General features: G+C 39.7%; 20 protein-coding genes. 13 read left to right on the top strand and 7 right to left on the bottom strand.

Annotation, left to right across the window (positions count from 1 at the left end):
- Positions 1–357: 357 nt before the first annotated feature.
- Entirely contained in the window at positions 358–582 is a 225-nt protein-coding gene (locus AC1XUO_RS19870; RefSeq protein ID WP_483331516.1) for a helix-turn-helix domain-containing protein, read from the bottom strand.
- Between the two features lie 358 nt (positions 583–940).
- On the opposite strand from AC1XUO_RS19870, the gene AC1XUO_RS19865 reads away from it, so the two are divergent.
- The 6 genes from AC1XUO_RS19865 to AC1XUO_RS19840 all read left to right on the top strand — a co-directional run bounded on the left by AC1XUO_RS19865 (position 941) and on the right by AC1XUO_RS19840 (position 8,219).
- A complete protein-coding gene (locus AC1XUO_RS19865) occupies positions 941–1,108 on the top strand; it encodes a hypothetical protein (protein ID WP_483331515.1) in 168 nt (55 codons plus the stop codon).
- A gap of 232 nt (positions 1,109–1,340) precedes the next feature.
- The gene (locus AC1XUO_RS19860; RefSeq protein WP_483331514.1) at positions 1,341–2,048 is read left to right on the top strand and encodes a CPBP family glutamic-type intramembrane protease; all 708 of its coding nucleotides are present in this window, start codon (positions 1,341–1,343) and stop codon (positions 2,046–2,048) included.
- A gap of 28 nt (positions 2,049–2,076) precedes the next feature.
- Positions 2,077–3,222 carry a hypothetical protein gene (locus AC1XUO_RS19855; RefSeq protein ID WP_483331513.1) on the top strand — a complete coding sequence of 382 codons (1,146 nt, stop codon included), beginning with the start codon at positions 2,077–2,079 and terminating at the stop codon, positions 3,220–3,222.
- Between the two features lie 23 nt (positions 3,223–3,245).
- A complete protein-coding gene (locus AC1XUO_RS19850; RefSeq protein WP_483331512.1) occupies positions 3,246–4,712 on the top strand; it encodes an MBL fold metallo-hydrolase in 1,467 nt (488 codons plus the stop codon).
- Entirely contained in the window at positions 4,699–6,924 is a 2,226-nt protein-coding gene (locus AC1XUO_RS19845; protein ID WP_483331511.1) for a peptidase domain-containing ABC transporter, read from the top strand. Before AC1XUO_RS19850 ends, AC1XUO_RS19845 begins: the two co-directional genes overlap by 14 nt.
- Positions 6,924–8,219, top strand: a complete 1,296-nt coding sequence (locus tag AC1XUO_RS19840; RefSeq protein ID WP_483331510.1) for an HlyD family secretion protein — start codon at positions 6,924–6,926, stop codon at positions 8,217–8,219. Before AC1XUO_RS19845 ends, AC1XUO_RS19840 begins: the two co-directional genes overlap by 1 nt.
- Positions 8,220–8,227: 8 nt before the next feature.
- Here the strand turns inward: AC1XUO_RS19840 and dxs are convergent, their stop codons facing one another.
- From dxs to mutL, 4 genes are all read right to left on the bottom strand, one after another.
- Complete coding sequence (dxs, locus tag AC1XUO_RS19835) at positions 8,228–10,162, bottom strand: 1-deoxy-D-xylulose-5-phosphate synthase (RefSeq protein ID WP_483331509.1); 1,935 nt, start codon at positions 10,160–10,162, stop codon at positions 8,228–8,230.
- A gap of 89 nt (positions 10,163–10,251) precedes the next feature.
- Positions 10,252–11,169 (bottom strand): rhomboid family intramembrane serine protease, encoded by a 918-nt coding sequence (locus AC1XUO_RS19830; RefSeq protein ID WP_483331508.1) that lies wholly within the window; start codon positions 11,167–11,169, stop codon positions 10,252–10,254.
- 9 nt (positions 11,170–11,178) lie between these two features.
- Positions 11,179–11,964 carry a rhomboid family intramembrane serine protease gene (locus tag AC1XUO_RS19825; RefSeq protein WP_483331507.1) on the bottom strand — a complete coding sequence of 262 codons (786 nt, stop codon included), beginning with the start codon at positions 11,962–11,964 and terminating at the stop codon, positions 11,179–11,181.
- Between the two features lie 58 nt (positions 11,965–12,022).
- Entirely contained in the window at positions 12,023–13,912 is a 1,890-nt protein-coding gene (gene mutL, locus AC1XUO_RS19820; RefSeq protein WP_483331506.1) for a DNA mismatch repair endonuclease MutL, read from the bottom strand.
- A gap of 243 nt (positions 13,913–14,155) precedes the next feature.
- On the opposite strand from mutL, the gene AC1XUO_RS19815 reads away from it, so the two are divergent.
- Positions 14,156–14,320: a hypothetical protein gene (locus tag AC1XUO_RS19815; RefSeq protein ID WP_235152009.1), complete on the top strand. Its 165-nt coding sequence runs from the start codon at positions 14,156–14,158 to the stop codon at positions 14,318–14,320.
- 165 nt (positions 14,321–14,485) lie between these two features.
- On the opposite strand, the gene nagB is transcribed toward AC1XUO_RS19815, so the two are convergent.
- On the bottom strand, positions 14,486–16,426 hold the full coding sequence (nagB, locus tag AC1XUO_RS19810; protein WP_483331526.1) for a glucosamine-6-phosphate deaminase: 1,941 nt from the start codon (positions 16,424–16,426) through the stop codon (positions 14,486–14,488).
- Between the two features lie 386 nt (positions 16,427–16,812).
- Between nagB and glyA the strand changes: the two genes are divergently transcribed.
- From glyA to serS, 6 genes are all read left to right on the top strand, one after another.
- Positions 16,813–18,117 (top strand): serine hydroxymethyltransferase, encoded by a 1,305-nt coding sequence (gene glyA, locus AC1XUO_RS19805; RefSeq protein WP_483331505.1) that lies wholly within the window; start codon positions 16,813–16,815, stop codon positions 18,115–18,117.
- A 255-nt stretch (positions 18,118–18,372) separates the two neighbouring features.
- Positions 18,373–19,074, top strand: coding sequence for a tetratricopeptide repeat protein (locus AC1XUO_RS19800; protein WP_483331504.1), 702 nt, complete (start codon positions 18,373–18,375; stop codon positions 19,072–19,074).
- Positions 19,075–19,179: 105 nt separating this feature from the next.
- The gene (gene ribH, locus AC1XUO_RS19795; RefSeq protein ID WP_483331503.1) at positions 19,180–19,677 is read left to right on the top strand and encodes a 6,7-dimethyl-8-ribityllumazine synthase; all 498 of its coding nucleotides are present in this window, start codon (positions 19,180–19,182) and stop codon (positions 19,675–19,677) included.
- A 192-nt stretch (positions 19,678–19,869) separates the two neighbouring features.
- A complete protein-coding gene (locus tag AC1XUO_RS19790; protein ID WP_483331502.1) occupies positions 19,870–21,228 on the top strand; it encodes an aspartate kinase in 1,359 nt (452 codons plus the stop codon).
- 44 nt (positions 21,229–21,272) lie between these two features.
- The gene (locus AC1XUO_RS19785; RefSeq protein ID WP_483331501.1) at positions 21,273–22,739 is read left to right on the top strand and encodes a Fic family protein; all 1,467 of its coding nucleotides are present in this window, start codon (positions 21,273–21,275) and stop codon (positions 22,737–22,739) included.
- Positions 22,740–22,746: 7 nt separating this feature from the next.
- Entirely contained in the window at positions 22,747–24,039 is a 1,293-nt protein-coding gene (gene serS, locus AC1XUO_RS19780) for a serine--tRNA ligase (RefSeq protein WP_483331500.1), read from the top strand.
- A 48-nt stretch (positions 24,040–24,087) separates the two neighbouring features.
- On the opposite strand, the gene AC1XUO_RS19775 is transcribed toward serS, so the two are convergent.
- Complete coding sequence (locus AC1XUO_RS19775) at positions 24,088–25,419, bottom strand: MutS-related protein (protein WP_483331499.1); 1,332 nt, start codon at positions 25,417–25,419, stop codon at positions 24,088–24,090.
- Between the last annotated feature and the right edge of the window lie 25 nt (positions 25,420–25,444).

Here is a 25,444-nt window from a genome sequence, read left to right as displayed (position 1 = left end):
TCAAAAAAATTCCATCTTCACAAGAGATGGGATTTTTTTTGTTTTCACCTCTTCCCAGGCTGCGGGCCCCGATGGTACGCCATCCCGGCCCGGCTACGCGCCCCGGAACAGAGAAGTTAAGCGCGGCTGGCTAAGCACCCCGGAACAGAGAAGTTAAGGGGGTACGCCTAGTGCGGGACACGCTGTCTAGCCGCCACAATACTATTATAACTAATCCCATCTTCATAAGAGATGGGATTTTTTTGGTTTGTGGGTACTGCATCCGAATGCTCGGCCTAATCGGCGTACAAAAAAGACCATTCTTTCGAGATGGTCTTTTTTGTATTCACATAACCAGCTTATAGCCAGCTGCTATTGCTATTTTTCTCTATCCAGTAAAATTCTCCACCCATCTGGTAGAATTTCAATTAGATCAATATTGCAAAGCTTCACAATACGATCATAAAATTCGATTGGAATTTTTTTTTTTCCGCTGATCCAGTTGTGGACGCTGGTTTGGCTCACTTCTAGCATGTGTGCTATTTCCGGTTGGGAGATTTTGCCCTCTTTGTAATAGGTTTGTAATGCTTCCTCGGCTGTCATTCTACAACAATTTTGATTACTGAATATCATTTCTACAAATCGCTTTGCAATAAATTCCTATTTCAAAATTGAAGCTTTTAATATCGTTGTGTCGTAAAGATAGTGATAATGAAGAGGTTCGCAAGATACTTTCATAAATCCGGTTGAAGTTATTATTAGGTATATACTTGATAATTAGATATTTATGTATTTGTAATAACTCAGAACTATTACCTAAGTAATAATTTCGCATATCCTCATTGATTATTATTAAGGTAATAGTTGAATTAAATATCGTTTTGCAGTTTTGTAGTACAATCCGAAACAATATCTGGCCAGAAGGTGGGGAGATTGGCTTCTTATAATATAACATTGTATCATGGAGAGATTATCATTGGAACAGTTAAAAACTCAAAAAGTTGAACTGGTTAAGGAAAATTTAAATTCGATCAAGGGTGGAAGATTAGCTGATTGTCATTTTTGGTCCGCAGTAAATACAGCGTTTAGAGAAGTTTGGTCTGGTACCGGAGGTACCGGGACCTACTAAAATATTGTTATGGGGGACTTGTTCCCCCATAACAATATTTTAGTAGATTTTGAATGTCGTTGACTAGTATTATCTTATTATTCAGAAGATTGATACTTGAATCGCGAATTAGGTCTGGGTAATCAATAAGTTTTGATGTTATTGTAAGATTTCTTATGTATCATTCCAAAGCTAGATGCCCGTTTAATGCGTCGTTAAAAGTAAATTATTTATAAATAATTAACAGTAATCGATGAAATTTATATTGCAAGATGTTTTTTTGTTGCTAAGAGTAGGTGAAATTGATCAAGATACCAAAAGTTTGAAAGAGGCAATAAAAGGATCTGCAATTTCCTTAATTCTTTTGTTATTTTTTTCAGCAGCTGCAATTTTCTTAACATCGATATATTCGCATTTTTGTGGAGGAGTTCCAAATAACTATATGTATGAGGAAGCTAGATTGCAAAGTAGAAATTATTTAATTTATGTATCAGTAATTCTAGCTCCGGTTATTGAAGAAATGGGATTTCGATTATGCCTCAGTTTTTCAGCCATGAACTTTTCAATAATGTGTGGATGTCTTTATATTATTTTTGAAAAAAGGGTGATAATAGGGACTCGACCTTGGGCGTGTATTGAGTTCTTATTATGTTTAGCGGGCGGCATTTTAGTGATATTTATAATCAGGAGATTATTTCAGAATTATCTAAATCTAAATTATCAACTTACCAAAATCTGGTCCGTTCATTCCAAATATATTTTATTGTTATCTCTCACTTCTTTTGGACTTTTACATTTATATAATTATCAACTTACATTTAAAACCATATTATTAGTGCCAATTTTAGTATTACCTCAATTTATTTGTGGTTTATTTTTTAGTTATGTACGATTAAAATATGGAATTATTTATTCTATTGTACTTCATTCAATTTATAATATGACTCATATTTTTTTATAATCAAATTAAGAATTAACTAGACATTATAATGAAAAGTGTTTTTCATGATTATGGATTAAAGGATAGTAAAGACAAAAGCTCTTCTCTATCAGATATCATTCGCATGGCATTTTATGAAGAAGAGCCAAATCTTTTTGGCTTAGTTGATTACGAAGATGATTTTACATTTCTAGAGCCTTCATTATTTTGCTATTTCCTATCGGATATTAGCAAAACGAATAAAATTCCCTTGCTTCAGTCTGTGGTTGGTTATATTCCTGCTGAAAAAAGGCTAGCCATGATTTCTCTTACTGCTGATCGGTTCGGAATGGTTAACTTGCCAAATCTGGGATATATCCGTACTGAGCCATATAATATCGTTCCGGTAGATTTAATTACACTGACTGGACTGATACCTGATCAGTTTGTTAAAAACAGTAAAATTCGTTTGTGCTTGCATCCTACTGATTTATTGGCTTATGCCAAGGATGTAAGTTTTCATGAACCTGTGGAAGACACCCTCTATAAAAATGAAGATGCTTTATCCGTAGCAACAACTTTCTTGCAGAAACAACTACCCGATTTTTGGAGTTTGATAACATCCGTTACAAGAGAATTTGTAGTTTTCAGCAGCCCCAATCACAATTCTTTTGCGGGAATAATGCATCACGGTACGGCATATTTTAATACAGAGAACAAAATCCAAACCCCTGTTTTTTTTATTGATGACATTGCACACCAATGTGGTCATATTATCTTTAATGTACTTACGCTGGATACCGCTAAATATCTGAAAGTCCCAAAAGATCATCCGCTAAAAAATTATGCAACTAATCCGGGTGAAATGAGAGGAGCGTACGGAGCGTTTCATGGCCTGTTTACCTATACATGCATATTACACGCGTTAGACGAAGTGCTTCAAAGCCAATATTTTACTGATGAAAACTTGCGTTTTGAGGCATTAGGTAGAATTGGCTTCTATTTAAGTAAGTTTTATTTGGACCTTAAACTCATGAACAATCCAGAGATACTTACGGATGCGGGCCTTGATTTTCATCGCCAATTCAATGAAGGTTTTCAGGAAATTTTGGCCAGGTATAAGAAAGAAATACAAGGTTTTGATTACAGCAACCAGCCTTATACTTTTCAATATGATCGTTTTAGGGAATCAAATCTATTGTCAAAAAATATGTGAACGGGAATTAAATCTCTTAATACATGAAAATCAAAATATACACACTCATCATTTTTTTCATACCCTTTATTCCTTCAGCCCAAACTACGGCTAATTATGAAAGGGCATTACAAATATTAGAAAAATCAATAAGCACTACCAGTACACATATTCCTGACAGCCTGTTCATAAGCTCCAAGGGCGTCATACATAATCTTGGACATTATGAAGTGCCAGGGAAAACAAAAGACATTCCTTATGAGGAAACGGATGTATTTTTTGAAAAAGAACAATCCGGCTACATGCGCAGTACGATAGTAAACAACGGGTATACATTTGTTGACTTGGCTGTCAGCAAGCAGGATTCCGTTTACAAAAAGGGATTTTACCAAAACAAATTGTTGAAAGACAAAAACACTGACTTTGCATTTGAACTTGCCCGAAAGGTTCCGGCCAAGCTGCTTCAACTAGCTTGGTTGTCAAGAATTTCGCTGCGTTACTTGGGAGAAGATAAGGCATATGCATGGATTTCGTTTGGTTCAAAACCAGTTACCTTATTCATCAATAAAAAAACTAAACTTTTAGATAGAACTGAATATTTAGGCTATGACGATTCGTATGGAGATGTGGTGTTCGCAACTGAATATAAAGGCTATACTGATCAAAATGGTATTAAAATGCCAGCTTCCCGCATTGATTTTGAATATGGCAAAGCGGAAAGAGAAGTTACTTATGAGACTTTTCGTTCCTATATAAAACCGGATACTGCTGACTTGAAAATGACTCTGGTCCCCGAGTATTTCAAAAGAAAGATGGCTGAACGTATAGAGACAAGAGACAGCCTGGTTTTTGAAAAGGTTGCTGTTAATATCAGTCTTATAAAAATAGTGTCACAAAACAATAAGATGCTTGTGGCAGAATTTCCCGATAATATTGCTTTGTTTGAGACTCCTTCCGGGATTGAGCTTAATGAAAATATTATCGCGCAATTGAAAAAGAGATTTCCTGATAAACCTCTAAAGTATTTGTTTGTGACGCACCATCATCCTGATCACGCTGGAGGTCTCAGGGCTTATGCTGCTCTGCCCCTAACTGTTGTTACCACTGCCGGGAATCAGGCGTATTTTGAGGCTAATATGAAAAAGTCCCACACAATGAGCAATGTCCTTATCGACAATACTCAGAAATTCCGGTTCGACTTCGTACCCTTAAATGGAGAGAAAAAGTTTATGGGTAAAGTTATTGCCTATGAAATTGGTAAAAGTACGGAGCATACCAATGAGCATTTGGTTTATTATTTTCCAGACAGCAAAATTTTGTGGACTGGTGATTTACTAAATTTCCGATCGGGTGGAAGGGTTTCATCAGCGGGCCAGAGAGGAAAAGCAGTGTACGATCTGATCACTTCAAAAAACCTAACCATAGACAGAATTTACACCTCCTGGCCTTTGCAGGGACAAGAGGAGTTTGGGACCATGGAAGAGCTACGGAAAATGATTGAAGTTAAATGACAATACTTTGAGTAGAAAATATCCTTTTTACAGACAATATGACAGAATGGACTGTGGCCCAACCTGCATACGAATGATTAGCAAGTTTTATGGAAAATCTTTCGATGGTGCTTATCTGAGAGAGCTTACAAGTTTGAGAGGAGATGGCGCTACGATGGGAGGATTGGTCGATGCTGCTGAAAATATTGGATTCGGTACCTTGGTATTAAGTTCAGATTATAAAACACTTGCCGAGCAAATTCCATTACCCTGTATTGCACACTGGCGGCAGCGGCATTATGTTGTGGTTTACGAAGCAACAGCCACCAAGGTTGTTGTTGCCGATCCGGGGCATGGACTTATTACGTATTCCCGACAGGATTTTTTGAAAGGATGGATTCCTGAAAAAAATGCAAATGAGGATTCGGAAGGAATTCTTTTACTGTTTGAAACTACACCTGCATTTTTTTCACAGGAGGATAATCAGATTTCTTCAAAATCAGTTAAGGGATTTTTAGCGCCGTATTTCAGGCCATACCAGCGACACATCTGGCAATTATTTTTAGGTCTTTTTCTGGCTAGTTTACTTCAGTTGGGATTACCTTTTCTTACGCAGGAGATTGTCGACACAGGTATAAATACCCGGAATCTAAATTTTGTAACACTTGTCCTGGTAGCGCAATTGGTTTTGTTTATATCGCAGTCGGGCCTAAGTGTGATCCGAAACTGGATATTATTGCATGTAACAAGCCGGATAAACCTGCGGATGCTGTCTGATTTTCTGATGAAACTGATGAATCTTCCGATTTCATTTTTTGAATCAAAGTCAACTGGCGACATAATGCAGAGAATTCAGGATCATAACCGGGTACAGGCATTTTTATCTGCCACTACTTTGGATGTTCTTTTTTCGACGGTCACCCTTACTATTTTTGGCGCAATACTTTATTATTTCAATCCTCAACTCTTCCTCGTATTTATCATTGGTTCGGCATTGTATATGGCCTGGGTTCTGTTATTTATGAAGAAACGAGCCAAAATTGACTATCAATATTTTGACCAGTCCTCAGGAAACCAGAGTAGTACGATTCAGCTTATCAATGGCATGCAGGAGATAAAACTGAATGGATCTGAAAAACGAAGACGCTGGGAGTGGGAAGCTATTCAGGCACGTTTGTTCAAATTGAACATGGCAAGTCTGTCATTGTCCCAATCCCAAAATGAAGGAGGAAGGTTTATCAATGAGGTTAAAAATATTCTGATCAGCTATATCGCTGCGAGATCAGTCATCAACGGAGAATTAACTTTGGGTGCAATGCTTTCTGTACAATACATTATCGGACAGATGAATGTGCCTGTTAATAACTTCATCGCTTTTATCCGTAGTTATCAGGATGCTAAATTAAGTCTGGAACGTTTGGCAGAGATTCATAATAAAACCAATGAAGAAAATGTTGACGAACTGCTTATAAGTGAATTACCCGAGGATAAAACAATAAAAGTATCCGGTTTGAATTTTCGTTATGGAAGCAGCACATCTGCTTTGGTACTTAATAATATCAATTTTCAAATTCCCCAGGGAAAGGTTACCGCTATTGTTGGTGCCAGCGGAAGTGGTAAGACTACCTTGCTTAAATTGCTTTTGAAATATCATGATCTCACAGACGGTAAAATAGAAATAGGAAATGGAAATCTTAAGAATTTGAGTTATAATTTCTGGCGGAAGCAGTGTGGTGTGGTGATGCAGGAAGGATACATATTCGCTGATTCAGTGGCCCGTAATATTAGCGAATCGGATGAAAATGGAGGTGTAAATCGGAAAAAACTAGCGCATTCTGTACATGTTGCGAACATTGGAGATTTTGTGGAGGAACTTCCAAACGGATATAATACCAGGATAGGATCCAGTGGAATGGGTATCAGCGGTGGACAAAAACAGCGAATTCTTATTGCAAGGGCTGTTTATAAAGATCCGGAATATATTTTCTTTGACGAAGCTACCAGTGCATTGGATGCCAATAATGAAGCCGTGATTATGCGCAATCTTGAAGCGTTTTTTAAAGGAAAAACGGTGGTTGTTGTTGCGCATCGTCTAAGCACTGTCAAAAACGCAGATCAGATTATTGTATTAGATAAAGGAAGTATTATTGAAAAAGGTACTCATGTCGCACTGGTACAAAGGAAAGGATATTATTATTCTTTAGTGAAAAATCAATTAGAATTAGGTAGCTAGTGGAAGAGATTCAGGATGATATAGACCTTAGAAGCGAAGCTGTCCGTGATTTTATGGATCAGCCTCCCAAATGGCTTATCCGATGGGGGACATTGTCATTATGTTTTGTTTTAATGGTGGCCTTTGCTGTTAGCTGGCTAATTCATTATCCAACTATTGTTCGTGCAGATTTTCGTCTTATCTCGAATAATCTACCAAAACCGGTAGTTCTTAAATCAGATGGACGCATAGAGACATTATTTGTAAAGGAAAATCAAAGGGTGAAAGCTGGGGAGATACTAGCTTATGTGGAAAGTACTTCCAGACATCAGGAAATACTTGATCTGGAAAAAGAATTAAATAAAATAAGGAATGTCATAGAAAAGCATGATTTTTCACAACTCGGCACCATCAAACTAACCAGCTTCGAACATCTAGGAGAAGTCCAGACGCCGTACCAGAATTTTCAACAAGTGTATGTCCAGGTCAGAATGTTGTATGCTGACCGGTTTTATGAGCGAAAGAAAAAGTTATTGATGAGCGATATCAAACGGGCTGAATTAATGGATCAACAACTTAGTGAACAGCGAAGTATTTATACACGTGATTCAGAACTGGCCGATCAGGAATATAAAATCAGTAAAAAACTTCATGCAGGGAAAGTAATACCAGATATTGAAATTTACAGAGAGGAAAGTAAAGCGTTGGCTAAACTGCTTCCTGCTAAAAATATAGAAACATTGCGTATTACAAATGACAATCAGAAGAATACAAAAATAAACGATTTGTTGGAACTGGATCGCACTGTTGAGGAACAAACTGAAAATTTTGGACAGGCTCTCAATACGCTTAGAAGCGCTATTGAATCATGGAAATCACGCTATTTACTTGTTGCGCCACAGGCGGGAAACGTATTCTTTTCTACAACCTTACAGGAGAAACAATCTCTTAAAGCAGGAGTAGAAGTGATGTATATCGGTAACGGAACAAGTCATTATCTGGGAGAAATTCGTATTCCGCAAATTAATTCGGGCAGGGTAAATATTGGTCAACGCGTACTGGTAAAATTTCAAGGATATCCGTTTGAGGAATATGGAGCAGTAGAGGGAAATGTGGCTTCCATTGCAAAGGTTCCGTCTGAGGATAACACGTATTTTCTCGCAACAGTATCTTTGCCTGATGGACTTAAGACAAATTTTAACAAATCGCTGGTTTACAAAACCGGTATGGCAGCATCAGCAGAAATCGTAACCGAGGATTTACGACTTATTGAACGATTATTTTATCAAATCCGAAGAATTCTGCTGACGCGCTAAAAAGCAAATCAAAAGCCCATAGGTAAAGAAGCATGCATAAGTTCACGAGCCACTCCAACAATCCCTTCCTTATCAAAACCACACTCACGGTGTAATTCATCCGGCTCGCCGTGTTCAACCAATGCGTCAGGAATACCGAGTCGTTTTACACGCGAATTGTATCCGTGATCCACCATAAATTCGAGCACAGCACTGCCGAAGCCACCTTGAAGGCAACCATCCTCTATTGTGATAATCCTGTCGAACTTGCTGAAAATCTCATGAAGCATACTTTCATCAAGAGGTTTGACAAAACGCATGTCATAATGCGCTGCACTGATGCCTTCCTTAACAAGCATTTCGCAGGCATCAACAGCATAATTTCCAACAGGTCCTAATGTTAAAATGGCAATATCTGCTCCGTCCTTAATTTTTCTCCCTTTTCCTATCTGGACTTCTTCAAAAGGCGTTTGCCATTGCGGCATTACGCCGTTACCACGCGGATATCGGATCGTGAATGCTTTTGTTCCCTTCTGAATTTTATCAAGCTGTGCAGTGTACATCAGATTCCGCAGCTCTTGTTCGTTCATCGGAGAAGAAACGATCATGTTAGGTACGCATCGCATAAATGCAATATCATAAACCCCATGGTGCGTCGGCCCGTCAGCGCCTACTAAACCGGCTCTGTCGAGGCAGAAGATTACCGGAAGTTCCTGCATGCACACATCATGAACAACCTGATCATATCCGCGCTGCATGAACGTGGAGTAAATATTACAATAAACTACTTCACCACGCGTAGCCATTCCGGCCGAAAAAGTAACGGCATGCTGTTCAGCGATACCTACATCGAAAGCTCTGTCCGGCATTGCTTTCATCATGATATTCATAGAAGATCCTGACGGCATGGCCGGCGTTACGCCAACAATTTTCGGATTGCTTTCGGCTAATTCCAGTAAGGTATTTCCAAAGACATCCTGGTATTTTGGAGCCTGGGGAACGTCGTAAACTTTCTTCTTGATCTCCCCGGTTATTTTATCAAAAACACCCGGTGCATGCCATTTTGTTTGATCTTTCTCAGCGGGTCCGTAGCCCTTTCCTTTCACTGTCAGACAATGAAGGATTTTTGGACCAGGAATACTTTTAAGATCATTTAGAACTTCTGTCAAATGGCCAATATCATTTCCGTCAATCGGACCGAAGTAACGCAAACCCAAAGATTCAAAAAGGTTGCTCTGACGAAGTATTGCTGTTTTCATGACAGTTTCTACTTTCGATACAACTTCCTGCGCGCTTTTTCCGAAATTGCTCATTTTTCCAAGCATATTCCAAACCTCATCTCTGAATTTGTTATACGTCTTGGAAGTCGTAATGTCCGTTAAATATTCTTTCAAGGCACCAACGTTCGGATCGATCGCCATGCAGTTATCATTCAGGATAATCAACAGATTTGAGTCTGTTGACCCTGCATGATTTAACCCTTCAAACGCCATCCCGGCTGTCATTGCACCATCGCCGATTATAGCGATGTGTTGTCTGTCATGATGATTTTGAAGTGCGGAAGCGACAGCCATTCCAAGAGCTGACGATATGGAGGTAGACGAATGTCCTACACCAAATGCGTCATAAACACTTTCCTTCCTTTTTGGAAAACCAGAAAGACCCCCATAAGTGCGGTTAGAATGAAAATTATCCCGTCGTCCGGTTAAGATCTTATGGCCATAAGCCTGATGCCCCACGTCCCAAACCAGTTGGTCGTCCGGCGTATTAAATACATAATGAAGCGCTACTGATAACTCTACAACACCTAAACTGGCGCCAAAATGACCTCCGTATACAGAAACATTGTCTATAATAAACTGACGTAATTCATTACAAACTTGTGGAAGTTGCGTACGGTCCAGCTTTCTTAAATCCTCGGGAGAATCAATCTTAGCAAGTAGTTTTCCTGGTGTTATAAGCATATAGAAAGCTATTGAAAATCAGATATTGGTAATTGATCTTAACCTAATAAGACACGTAAAATTAAGCAAATACATGATGCGTATTACTTTTATTTTTGTTGGCTGGCTTTGAACAGCTTTTGCTTTTCTTCCTTGGTAAGACTTTCATATCCGGATTTTGAAATTTTATCCAGAATTGTGTCAATTTCATTCTGATCCGGCATTTCTATCGTTGATGCAGAAGTGGAGGAAGAATACACGCTGGTGCTTCTGTAAACCTGTTTTTCGCGATAAGTTACCTGCATGGAAGGGCGTCTTCTGAAAAGTCCTGACCAACCGTTCATAATGGCGTAAATAGGTTTGCCAAGGTCAGTACCATTTTGTAACAATTTGATAAAAATATACCCCACAAGTGCTCCACCTAAATGCGCTAAATTACCGCCTGCATTAGGGCCTACCGTTTGGGCAAGGGATAAAATGATGTAAAAAAGTGCAATGAACTTGATCCGTATCGGCCCTAAAAAAATCAGATTGAAGGTATAATTCGGTAAGAGGGTTGAAGCACCGACGGCAACAGAAAATGCAGCTGCGGAAGCACCCATCATCATCGAAGTTTCTACCTGTGCCTGAAAAAACGGCAGCAGATTATAGATCAGCATGTAAACAGCTCCTCCGGCGATACCGCCAAGAAAATATAGGGCAACAACACGTTTGGCACCCAAATACTCGTCTATCAGTTTTCCAAACCAATAGAAAAACAGCATATTAAACAGGATATGAAAGATATCCTCATGCGTGAAAAAATAGGTTATCAGCGTCCATGGCTTTCGCAGAAACTCATACGGAGAAGCTGGAAGTTGTAAATTATCCGTGATCCAGTAATATATATTGGATGACTGACTTAGTGTAAAGACGATTTTTACCAATAACAATACCAGAAAAACGGCGGTATTAATTAAAATAATTTTTACGAGCGAATTTTCCGATTTTTCGAATTCTCTCTTTATGTCGTCAACAATATTGCTCATCGTCTTCTTTCAATAAAAATTTTGTTTCTGTGTGCCCCAATAACGCAACAATATGTAAGCAAATAGCATTCCTCCAACGTGCGCAAAATGGGCGACATTGTCGGATTGTGTATTTTGTATACCCGAATACAACTCATATAAACCGTAAAACGTGACAAAATATTTTGCCTTAATCGGAAACGGAATAAAAAGCATGAACAACTCAGTGTTTGGAAACAATAACCCAAACGCCATCAAAATCCCGAAAACTGCCCCTGATGCACCAACCATCGGGGTATTGATACTCGCCTGATAAACGCTTTTTACAGCGCTGATACTATTTTCAATATACGAAGGATTGCCAGGATTTTCTTCAAAAGCGTTAAAAAAATCAAGATTAGCCTGATAAAATCCTTTTGCATGGTGGCTCATGAAGTCAACAAGCCCGTCCGGCGTAGGATATTGTACATAAACCTCCACAGCTTTAAGGAGTTGCGTGTTTTCATAATAGCCGATTGCGGAGAAAAGCACGCCGGCTCCAATCCCTGTCACGAAGTAAAATATTAAAAAACGCTTAGGTCCCCACATCCTTTCCAGTAACGGTCCGAACATGAATAAACCAAACATATTACTGAACAAATGACCAAACCCGCCATGCAAAAACATGTAAGAGACAAACTGATAAGGCATGAAAGAAGGAGACAACACAGGCATTAACGCAAACCTTGCGGAAAGAGGCAATATATATGCATCAACGATGAAAAATAAAACATTCAGTATCAGTAGATTCTTAACAGTCGGCGTGATTTGTAACATTCTAATTCAAAATCAAAAGTTTGTATTCTATAACTATTTCAGGTTGATTTTCGTTTCCTTATCCCTTAAAGATACTGCTTAACTTATCCATCGTTAATAAAACAATAATGGCCTCGCCACTTGGCGTCCTGTTCGGATCAGTTGAAGCAAACAGCTGGTCAATTAATGTATGAATTTCCAGAAACGAAAGTTTTACCGCATATCGTACAGAAAACCTGCGCGCCAACGATCTTGATAAGCTTTCCGGTTTGTTTAATTTCAAATCTGAATAACTTTGTTTTAACTGTTCAACCAGCTCTTCAAAAAGATCCTGTTCACTTTCTTCCGGCAGATCCGCAGGAATTCCACGGATAATTAATTCATTATTACCAAATTCGTCAAATTCAAAACCCAGGCTTCTGATCTCTTTTTTTGTCTCGTTTACCAGTTGCATATCCGAATGCGTCAGACGAATTGTTTTCGGAAATAAAAGCTGCTGACATGCGCCATTCCGGTTCGTCAGCATTTTACGATATCGTTCATACAAGATACGTTCATACGCTGCTTTTTGATCGATCAGCATGATGCCGTCTTTTACTTGCGAGAGAATATAACGGTTATGCAATTGGAAAAGTACCGCGTCACTTTCCGGTGCCGAAATAACTTCCGACGCCATGCGGTTTACTTTGCTCGCAATGGTCATCGGCTGTTCTTCGTATGAAGTCGGGCGGGAAACCGTCGTTGAATTCATTTCAAAAGCGGCCAGCTCGCGGCTTCTGTCATCTGTATTCTGCAAACCTTCAAATAGTTTGTTCCAGTTTGTAAGATTTGTTTTGGAGGGACCATTTTCAGCATGACGGGATTGCGCTGCCCAGTCGGGCATGACGGTACGCGGAATATTATCATGATTCTGATCCGAAGGTGAGGGGTTCAGAAAGTTAATATTATCCTCAAAATCAATAGATTGTGAAAGATTATAAACCCCAACGGCTTTTTTCACCGCGGCCATGATAATCGCATATACCGACCTCTCGTCGTCAAATTTGATTTCCGTTTTTGTCGGATGAATATTGATATCGATATGGGACGGGTCAATTTCTATAAACAAAACGTAAAAAGGATGGCTGCCATCGGGAATTGTGCCATCAAAAGCACTGGTTACCGCATGGTGCATATAATTATGCTTGATATACCTGTCGTTTACAAAAAAGAATTGTTCACCTCTCGTTTTTCTTGCAAATTCCGGTTTTCCGATATATCCCCGAACACTGATATAGGAGGTATCTTCCTGGCAAAATGCAAGCTGCTCTCTGTAAGCGCGACCGTAAATATCAATAATCCGGCGAACCAGCTTGCCCGGGGCCAGGTTAAAAACTTCCGTATCGTTATGATGTAAGGTAAATCCGACTTCCGGATGTGCCAGCGCGATCCTTTGAAACTCATCAAGGATATGGCGCATTTCTACCGAATTTGATTTCAGGAAATTCCGCCTTGCAGGAACGTTGTAGAAAAGATTTTTTACTGAAAAGCTCGTACCAGGGATACAGGCAACGGCTTCCTGTGTTTTTATTTCCGAACCTTCAATTCTGATCAGTGTGCCCAGTTCATTATCTGCTTGTCTGGTACGAAGTTCAACCTGCGCAATGGCGGCAATGGAAGCCAGAGCTTCACCCCGGAAACCCATCGTGCGGATACGAAACAGATCCTCAGACTGGCGAATTTTAGATGTAGCATGCCGTTCAAATGACATTCTTGCGTCAGTCTCTGACATACCAATCCCGTCATCAATAATTTGTATTAATGTTCTGCCGGCTTCTCGTAAAATAACCTGAATGTTACCAGCTTTTGCATCTATGGCATTTTCCAGAAGTTCTTTCACAACCGATGCTGGCCGCTGAACTACTTCTCCGGCTGCGATCTGATTGGCTATGGAATCGGGTAATAATTGAATGATGTCGGAAGACGCCATATTTTTACTGTGTAGGTTTTGCTTTACTAGAACAAATTAACAAATTTTTTTCTACAAGAGGCGGTATTTTGAAAGGTAGGTCTGTGTGCGGCGTTGCTTTATGTGTAAAATGAATCGAAATAATTACATATTTTATTGAAATGTTTAATATTGGTAAAACGTTTTAAATAAAATTTGCGTTGATCATAAACAAAAAATAATTAATTTGTGATTCCGAAAGTTAACCCTGAATAACCCCATTCTATGAAAGCACCTGTTTTAAAGAAGTTCAATTTCACGATGGCGCTCCAGTGGCTCATCTTTTTGCCGGTTATCCTGCCTCTTTGCATTATTTTCGGAGCGGTGCAGGGGATACTGAACATGGTTGAGAAAATGGCTCAACGCATGTGGATCGATATGGAACTCTAATGAGTGTTTGGAATTATTTCCGATTCAAACCATACTGATGACCATTAGTATGAAATTCACTACGCACAACTATAACTGGACATATATTCGAGTTTTTAATACTAACAAAAATGAAAAGAGCTGTAAAATTTTTACAGCTCTTTTCATTTTAAGTCATTTTACCAATTAGAATTTCCAGCGAACGAAAGCTTCCATGGCTTCATATTCTGCGAGACCTAAATTATCATACAATTTGGCCGTTCCCTGATTACGCTCCTCAGCACGTTGCCAGAACTCACGGGAATCATCCCCCTGAAATACCACACCATCTTTTTGTGACTGATGTTTGAAAATACCCTGACGTTTTTTCAAAACCTGGTCGGGACTCATCGGCACGGCCATTTCGATTTCATAGATGTCCCACTCAGCCCATGCACCACGGTATAACCATACCCAGCAATCCTTCATGAAATTTTTATGTTTTGAACGTTCAAGTGCTGCCTCAATAGCATCCCAGCAAACTTTATGCGTTCCATGCGGATCTGCAAAGTCGCCGGCAGCATAAATTTGATGAGGTTTGATCTCTTCAATAATGTTTTCGATGATTTTAATATCCTCTTCGCCGATCGGGTTTTTCTGAACGGTACCAGTTTCGTAGAATGGCATGTTAAGAAAATGCGCGTTCTCGGTTGGAATACCCACAAAACGACAAGTTGCTTTTGCTTCACCACGACGTAAGGTTCCTTTTACGTGGCGAATCTCTGGCGTATCAATTTCGCTGTCTTTTGTATGTTTCAAAAATTCTTTTGCATCTGTAAATATCTTCGTCGCTTCAGGACTATTGATACCAAATTCTTTATTGAAATCGACAACGAAATCAATGAAACGAAGTGCTTCATCATCCGCCACGGCAATATTTCCGGAAGTCTGGTATGCCACATGCACTTCATGTCCCTGATCCACCAGACGCTGGAAAGTACCACCCATCGAAATGATATCGTCATCGGGATGCGGGCTGAAAATAAGCACGCGTTTTTTTGCAGGCTGTGCACGTTCCGGACGGTTCGTATCGTCGGCATTGGCTTTTCCACCAGGCCATCCCGTAATGGTATGTTGTAACTGATTAAAAACGTTGATATTGATTTCATACCCAGCACCATATTGTGCCAGAAGATCGCTCATACCATTGTCATTATAATCCTTGTCGGTAAGTTTCAGGATCGGTTTTTTAAGGCTTTGCGACAAATGGGTCACTGCCTTTTTGATCATTTTATTATCCCAAACAACCGAATCAACGGCCCAGGGTGATTTTACACGGGTTAATTCAGAAGCAGCACTTTCATCTAATATAAAAGCAACGTTTGGATGCGCCTGAAGATAAGATGCAGGATTACGTTCAGTAACCGGCCCTTCAACAGCACCTCTGATCACCGAAGCTTTGCGTTCACCCCATGCCAGCAAAACAATACGGCGCGCGCTTAATATCGGAGCAACACCTAAAGTAATCGCTTTGCGAGGCACCTTATGCAATCCGCCAAATTCCATCGCAGCCGCAGCACGTGTCGAATGGTCAAGTGTGATCAACCTTGTACGTGCATTGATCAGCGAACCCGGTTCATTAAAACCAATGTGACCATTTCCACCAATACCTAAAAGCTGAAAATCAAGTCCGCCAACAGCATTTATTTTATTTTCGTAAGAAGCGCAATAATCGTGAACCATTGCCGCAGGGATTGTACCATCCGGCAGGAAATAATTTTCAGTTGGTATATCAACATGATCAAACAACTGCTCTTTCATGAACCGATGATAACTATGAATAGAATCCGGCTCCATTTGGTAATATTCATCCAGGTTGAATGAAATCACATTTTTAAAGCTGAGGCCTTCTTCCTTATGCATTTTAACAAGTTTTGCATAAACAGTTTTAGGAGAAGAACCTGTCGCCAATCCCAAAATACAAGGTTTGCCTTCTTTTTGTTTCTGACGGATAAGATCTGCTATTTCCTGAGCCACCGCGTTGGAAGCGTCTTTCGAATCTGCAAAGATCTGGGTTGGAATCTTTTCGTAAGTTATCGGTTGTCCGACACTTTCGCCTGAGACAATAGCAGTATCAGCTGCCTGCATCAAAATTGTTTCGGGATTGAGAGATTGTTGATCCATGGGTTTAATTAAATGTGAGTTCTAATCAAGAGTTTAGTAAGAATGAACTGGAATAGCCGGTTAAGAAAATTTGACAAATTTTTCGAATAAATTTAATCATAATTAAGTGAACCGGATTAGGGATGCTTAAAGTTATGATAAAAATATTGCGTGCAAAATTACAACAGAAAGTGAATATTATTAAAATAATTTAAAAATAACTTTTGTACAATTAGATTGAGGGTGCTCGTACACGCATACGCTCAAAGACTATTTCGTGATAAAGTGTATGTTAAAATTTCATTACCAAATAATCTATTGTATTTTTGTACCCTGTTAGAAAAATATCACATCATTTCAAGAGAAATACCATGTCTACACTCACAAGCGTCGTACGTGATACCCAAGTTTTTGACCTTATTAATAAAGAAAAACATCGTCAGGAATCAGGTATCGAGCTGATTGCTTCCGAAAATTTTACATCCAAGCAAGTGATGGAAGCGTCAGGAAGTGTGCTTACCAATAAGTATGCAGAAGGTCTTCCGGGAAAGCGTTACTACGGTGGCTGTGAAGTAGTTGACGAAATTGAACAAATTGCTATTGACCGTTTGAAAGAATTATTCGGTGCAACATGGGCAAATGTTCAGCCTCACTCAGGTGCTCAGGCAAATATGGCGGTTTTTGTAGCCTGTCTGAATCCTGGTGACAAAATCATGGGTTTCAACCTGGCACACGGCGGCCACCTTTCTCACGGATCTCCTGTAAACATTTCAGGTAAATATTTCCAACCGGTTTTTTACGGGGTTGAAGCGGAGACAGGTCTTATCAACTGGGACAAAGTGGAGGAAACGGCTTTGAAAGAACGTCCGAAATTGTTGATCTGCGGTGCGTCTGCCTATAGCCGTGACTGGGATTATGAAAGACTTCGTAACATTGCTGACCAGATCGGTGCAATCCTTTTGGCGGATATTTCTCACCCGGCTGCGCTTATCGCAAAAGGTTTGTTGAATGATCCAATGGGACATTGCCATATTGTTACCACAACAACCCATAAAACATTACGCGGACCTCGCGGTGGTGTCATCATGATGCGTGACGATTTTGAAAACCCTTTTGGTATCACAACACAAAAAGGACAACTTCGTACGATGTCTTCTTTGCTTGATTCAGGTGTTTTCCCTGGAACACAAGGCGGACCGTTAGAACATATTATTGCTGCCAAAGCGGTTGCTTTTGGTGAGGCGCTTAGCGAAGGATATTATAATTACGCTGTTCAGGTTGCGAAAAATGCCCAGGCCATGGCGAAAGCATTTGTAGAAAAAGGATATCAGATCATTTCTGGTGGTACAGATAATCACTTGATGCTTATTGACTTGCGTACTAAAAATGGCGTTGCTTCTGGTCTTACAGGCAAGTTGGCTGAAAACACCTTGATCAAGGCTGATATCACGATCAACAAAAATATGGTTCCTTTCGATGACAAGTCTCCGATGGTAACGTCGGGTATGCGTGTAGGGTCAGCCGCTATGACTTCACGTGGCTTGCTTGAAACAGATATGGAGCGTATCGTCGATCTGATCGATACAGTTTTGGTTAACCATGATCAGGATGCAAAAATTGCAGCTGTGAAACAGGAGATCAACAACTGGATGACGCAGTATCCATTGTATAGCTAATTTATAGTAATTTATAAGAAATTAAACTGCGTAACGTTACTGATAATGTATTCGTTACGCAGTTTTCTTTTTGTCTGAAAAAGTTTATTTGACTTATTTTCAAAGTGGGAATTGCAGCGAAATAATGAAAATTCAAATGAAAAGTTAACGTAATAAAGAACAGCTATTTACATTGACTGTAAAGAATTGTGCGAGAAGTGTTTTGACTTAAATAAGTTTTCATAACTTTGCACTCCAAAATACGAATTAATTGATATGAGCAAGAAAATTACGGACGAGTCCGGGCTTGAAATTATTGAAACTCCGGAAGCGTTAGCAGGCCAGATCAATAAGGCTGAAGTTTTTTTCCTTAAAAATCGCAAAGTACTGGCAGGTATCGGAGGAGCAATCCTTGTGGCAGTAGTAGCGTTTGCGGGATATCGTTTTTATATAGATGGACAAGAAGGAACGGCGCAAAATGCACTTTCTTCTGTGGTTTATGATTTCGAGGCTGATTCTTTGTCAAAAGCATTGAACGGAAGCGGAGGAAACGAAGGACTTTTGTCTATTGCGGATAGCTATAAAGGCACAGACGCTGCGAATCTTGCAAACTTTTACGCAGGTGTTGCTTTGCTGAAGCAAGGAAAATACGACGATGCAATCAGTCACCTCGAATCTTTCAGTTCTTCTGACCTGTTGGTTCACGCGCGTGCTCAATCTTTGATCGGTGATGCATATCTTGAAAAAAATCAGGCTGCTGAGGCTATCACCTATTACAAGAAAGCAGCTGACAACGATAAAAACGAGTTTTTTACACCAGTTTATTTAATGAAGCTTGCACTCGCTCAGGAAAAGGCGAACCAGGCTGCTGATGCCATTGCTTCCTATAAACGTATTATCGAAGAATTCCCACTTTCATCGGAAGTTGTGAATGCTAAGAAATATATGGGATTGTTAGAGGGACAAGTCGGCAAATAAATGGTAATACATTATTGTTCCAAAAAAGGATAAAGCCGACACTGGTTTTATCCTTTTTTTATATAAAATATTTTGACTCATAATCGAACATTAACAAGTACTTATATGTCAAGTGCAGATAAAAATCTAAGCGTTTTCAATACGACAGGACTTCCTGATATCAGTAATAAAAAATTTGCGATCGTGGTTGCAGAATGGAACAGCGAGGTCACTGAAAAACTTTTTGAAGGAGCCTATCAGACTTTGATCACTTACGGTGCCTCGGAATCCAATATCGAAAGAGGAAACGTTCCGGGCAGTTTTGAATTAACCCTGGGTGCTCATTGGTTTGCACAACGCGAAGATATCGACGCTGTGATCGCCTTAGGCGTAGTCATCCAGGGAGAAACCAAACACAACGATTATATTAATCACGCAGTCGCACAAGGCATTACAAACATCAGCATCCAAAATAACAAACCTGTGATTTTCGGTGTCCTAACGCCAAATAATATGGAGCAGGCCATCGACAGAGCTGGTGGAGCTTTTGGGAACAAAGGTGACGAAGCAGCGATGACGGCCATCAAGATGGTGGGGCTGAAAGATCAAATTGCTGGAAAGTAGTATTTGTCAGGTATAGTCAGGAAGTGGTCATTTGTCGCGGCCTCCGCGAGGTCTAGTGAAGTCAGGAAATGGTCAGGTTTAGTTTACGAGCTGTACAACCCTTGACAACTCCTGACCGCGCGGCCGCCGCAAAAAATGACAACCCTTGACTCTTAAAATTTAGTAAATCAAAAATTTCAATAATTAATAATTATGCAAGTCTGGAAATTTGGCGGCACTTCGGTTGGGAAACCTGAACGTATGCACTCAATCCGTGAACTTCTTTTAACGGATCCAAGTCGGAAAATTGTTGTATTATCCGCTTTGTCGGGCTCAACCAATGCGCTGATTGCGATAGGGGAAGCTGCCAAGGCAAATGACGATGCGTCAGCTTCGAAGCAGATCGATGATTTGAAAGCACATTACGATGCTTTTATCAAGGAGTTGTATGCTACCGAAGCAGGTCTTGCCAAGGGGCAGGAAATTATTGATAATGAATTTGGATTTATCCGTTCGCTGGTTGGTATCAAACCTTTTGCTTCGAAACAGGAAAAGGAAATTGTTGCAGAAGGGGAATTGTTGAGTACGCAGCTTTTTCAGGGATATCTGGAAGAAGTAGGGGATAATTCTGTGTTGCTTCCTGCTTTGGAATTTATGCGCATTGACGCGGATAACGAACCAGAACTTGAAAAAATCGAGGAAAAACTTACTGCGATTTTAGCACAGCATCCGGATAAACAAACGATCGTGACCCAGGGATTTATTTGCAGAAACCCACGTGAGGAGGTTGACAACCTGAAACGCGGAGGTTCTGACTATACTGCATCGTTAATTGGTGGTGCCATTCGTGCAGAAGAAATCCAGATCTGGACCGATATTGATGGAATGCATAACAATGATCCTCGTATCGTAAAACGTACATTCCCAATCCGTGAGCTAACTTTTGAAGAAGCAGCTGAACTGGCTTATTTTGGTGCAAAAATTCTTCATCCCAGCACGATTACCCCGGCGAAACTTCGTGGTGTACCGGTTCGTCTGAAAAATACAATGCAGCCGGAAGCTCCGGGAACGCTGATCGCTACCCAGTCTTCTGACAGAGAAATCAAAGCGATCGCAGCGAAAGATAATATTACAGCGATATACATTCATTCGACCCGTATGCTGAATGCTTATGGCTTCCTGAGACGCGTTTTTGAAATTTTCGAAAAATACAAAACGCCTGTCGATATGATCACCACTTCGGAAGTATCAGTATCGGTTACGATTGATAATTCAGAACACCTGGAATCGATCACGGCAGAACTTCGTGAATTTGCCGATCTGGAAGAAAATGATAGCGATCAGAATATTATTTGCGTCGTTGGGAATTTCAGTGCCGACAAAGAAGGAATTGCATTAAAAGTCCTTGATGCGATGAAAAACATACCTATACGAATGATTTCGTATGGTGCATCGGAGCATAATCTATCGCTGTTAATTCATTCGAAATACAAAGCAGAGGCATTAAATGTCCTTAACGAGCGTCTTTTTTATTATGAAGATGCGATGAAGGATATTTTCACAGCACCGTGATTTTTCACTTTCAAACCAGGGAATCAGTTTTAAATTAGATGACTATGATGGAAAATACATTTAGACTGTGGAAACCAGTAACTTTGGAAAACATTTGGCTTGAATGTGATACATCAATTTTAGATGATATTTCTGCTTCCTGGTTTGAAAGAAGAAAAAAATTAACAGAAGATTCAAAAGAATATTCTGACTTTTTGAATAAATTAAAGAGGGAACATGCCATTGAAACGGGCATTGTGGAAAGATTATATGATCTTAAAAAGGGCATTACAGAAACTTTTATCAATGAAGGATTTGTAAGAAGTTTTTTAAGTCATGGTGATACGGATATACCAGAGGAAGATTTGATGAGTCATTTAAATGACCATCTTGACTCAGTAAACTTCGTTTTTGATATTGTCAAAGAGGATAGACCTTTGTCGGTCAGTTTTATTAAGCAATTGCATCAATTGGTGACTCGAAATCAGTTTTCTGCTGAGGGAAGAGATCAATTTGGAACAAAACTGCAAATCGAATTGCTAAAGGGAACATTTAAGATCAGAGAAAATAATCCTACAAGGGAAGATGGCACTCGTATTTTATATTGTCCGCCAGAGCAAGTAGACTCTGAAATGGATAATTTAATTTCGTTGTATAATGAGTCAAACGCTGCAAAAGTGCACCCACTAATTATTGCTACTTGGTTTCATCATGCATTTACAACTATACATCCATTTCAAGATGGTAACGGAAGAGTAGCAAGATTACTTACAAGCTTGATATTTATCAAAAGTGGATTTTTTCCATTTACGGTTTTAAGGGAAGAAGCAAAAGTTAAATATATTGAAGCGTTAGAAAAAGCGGATAATGGCACGCCACAACCTTTGATATCATACTTTGCGGAGGTTCAAAATAGAAATATTCAGAGGGCTCTTAATATTAAAGAAGTTACCAGTACCTCTCTGGTAGAGGTTCAGGATATTTTTGTACAAAAAATTGAAAATTGGAAGAATCAAAAAGCAATTGAGCATAAAGCTTTATTATCGAAGAGTAGAAATGCTGTATTTGATTATTGCAACCTGGTCTTAAATGACCAAATGAAAACGTTGCAGGAAAAGTTAAATGGCAATGCCCATATTAGTATTTCGAGTTGTTCTTTTAATGAGCAAGATAGGCAGCACTACTTTTATGGCCAAATAATTACTTATGCAAAAAAGCATGATTATTTGTTTAACAGAGCATTTCCCAAAGCTTGGTTAATGTTTAAGATAGAGATTAATGACAAGATCAAATATCAACTTGGTATATCAATTCATCATTATGGATACGATGATAGCACACTAGCGATTGGATCTTTTCTTGATTCCAAAAGCAGTAAAATGGATGAGAAAATTGATACTACGCTAGCCTTAGAAATTCCACCGCACGTAATATCAATTTTTGATGATATTGAATCTAAAAAGAAAAATATTAAAGGCTACCTCGAAAATGCTCTTACATTAGCTCTGGCTCAAATAGCCAGCGAAATTTAAAAAATATATGTTACAAACAACTTTTATCCGCGAAAACAGAGAACTGACAATCGCCGGATTAATAAAAAAACATTACAAAGATCCCGAAGCGGCTGTCGACCGGATCATAGAACTTGACCGTTTGCGTCGTGAAACACAGCAGGAGCTCGATGCGGTATTGATGCAATCCAATGCCAAAGCAAAGGAAATCGGTGGCCTGATGAAGGACGGCAAAAAAGCCGAAGCGGAGATTGCAAAAGGTGAAACGGCTGCTTTGAAAGAAAGATCCAAAGTACTTGATGAACAGCATAAGGTTACAGAAGAAGAATTATTAAGCGAGCTTGTGAAACTTCCTAATCTTCCACACGAAAGCGTTCCGGAAGGCCGTACAGCTGAGGATAATGTGAATGAACTGGAAGAAGGGGCTAAACCTGCTCTTTTTGAAGGCGCACAACCGCACTGGGAATTGATCAAAAAACTGGGTGGGAAATTTGCTCCGATCATTGATTTTGAACTCGGGAATAAAATTACTGCCGCTGGTTTTCCCGTTTACAAAGGAAAAGCGGCCCGTCTGCAACGTGCGATGATTGCTTTCTTTTTGGATGAAGCAGGAAAAGCTGGTTATACCGAAGTGCAGGTTCCGATCCTTATCAATGCGGATTCTGGTTTTGGAACAGGACAGTTACCTGACAAGGAAGGCCAGATGTATCATGACGCCCAGGACGATCTTTATCTAATCCCGACGGCAGAAGTTCCGGTGACGAATTTGTATCGTGACGTGATCGTGGCAGAAAATGAATTGCCGGTTAAAAATGTAGCTTACACACCTTGTTTCCGTCGTGAGGCAGGAAGCTGGGGAGCACACGTTCGTGGTTTGAATCGGTTACATCAGTTTGACAAAATTGAAATTGTACAGATCTGTAAGCCGGAAGATTCTTATCAGGCTCTGGCAGATATGTCAGATCATGTAAAAAGGTTGCTTGAAAAACTGGAATTACCGTTCCGTATTCTGCGTCTTTGTGGTGGGGATATGGGTTTCACTTCTGCCTTAACTTTTGACTTCGAAGTTTGGTCTGCCGGACAGGAAAGATGGCTGGAATGCAGTTCTGTTTCTAATTTTGAAACTTACCAGGCAAACCGTCTGAAATTACGTTACAAGACGGCTGATAAGAAAACACAGTTGCTACATACGCTTAATGGCTCAGCTTTGGCCCTGCCACGCATCCTGGCAGCTTTGTTGGAAAACAATCAGCAAGCAGACGGAACAATCCGTGTACCGGCTGTTTTGGTGCCTTACTGTGGTTTTGATACGATTGAGTAAAATAATAACATTTAGTATAACATTAGCCTTCACATTGTGAGGGCTTTTTTATGCGCAAATGATTCTTAATAATTCCGGAATCCCAACTTTTTTCAAAATCAGCTGCCCGATTTTTTCTGAAGCGACACCTTCTTCGATCTGATAGGTATTCAGGAAATCATTGCCCGTAATTACAGTTCTAAAACACCGAAAAGAGATTGAAGGAGAATTATTAAAATTTTCCAGCAACTCGTAAAGATGGGTTGATACAAGAAAAACAGAATTTTTTCTTGTAAAAAATCCCTCGATGACAGTTTTCGAACATTGAAAAGCGTCTTCCTGATTGGTACCACGAAAAAGTTCGTCGATGATCACAAAACACTTTTTGCCGGTATAAAGTGCTTCGGCGATGGATTTGATACGCATAATTTCATTGTAAAAATGGCTGTAACCTAAATCCAGATTATCGGATAAGTGTATTGAAGTAAACAGCTGGTCTGAAAATGACAGGCGAAGTTTTTCGGCCGGGGTCGGCCACCCCAGATGTGCAAGATATATTACTACGCCACAAGTCTTTAGAAAGGTAGTTTTCCCGCTTGTATTGGCACCTGTCAATAAACACAGCGTTTGCTGATCGCCCAGCTCGAAACTATTTGGAACAGCATTCGCAATTAAAGGATGCCAGATTTTTTCAGCCTTAAAGATTGTTTCATTGTCAATAAATTCAGGAAAAACGAGTCGATGTAATTTCTGGGTTTTAGCAATGGATGCATAAGCATCAAAGGTGTAACAAATGTCGAGCAGACGGCGGAATGCGTTTTTATTTGTAACCCGAAAATAATAATCCCGGTAAAATACGGAGGTTAATGAGAGATGGTTCCCTTTCGTTTTGATAAAAGAACTTACGCTATCAGCGAACAGAAATTCCCTAAGAAATGAAAAATCTTGCTTCAATTCTTTTGGTATATCTTCGTCAGTGAACCGGGCAAGCATATCATGCATACCACGGATTAGGAGCAAAGTCGCAGTCAGGCCACTTTGAACGAAATAAAACTCAGCAGGATTTCGCCAGGAAAATAAAAATGTGTCAACCCAATGTTTGAAAACATCCTGTGACATGGTGTAAGAAATATTGGAAGCGTAATAACTTTCAGACGCTGCGATATATGCTCTTGAAACATTCAATTCCCAGCGATCCAGATTATCGTGTACAAAGGCGAGGAGCTCTTGAAACGATAAAATTTCTTCAATGGTTTTTTTAGGTATACCGATCAGCCTTTTCAGCGCATCCTGTCCTCCCTGCGTTCTGGTTCGATCAAAAAAATTCAGAATACTTCTTTCCTGACTGTTCTTTGAAATGATCTGAAGCTCATGAAGCGTTTGGGTGTCGGCAGGTTGCATAGTGAAGATTTTACGATCTTCAAAA

The sequence above is a fragment of the Dyadobacter sp. HNCC25DJ186 genome (assembly GCF_056895235.1).
This window is presented reverse-complemented; position numbering and strand designations above follow the sequence as displayed.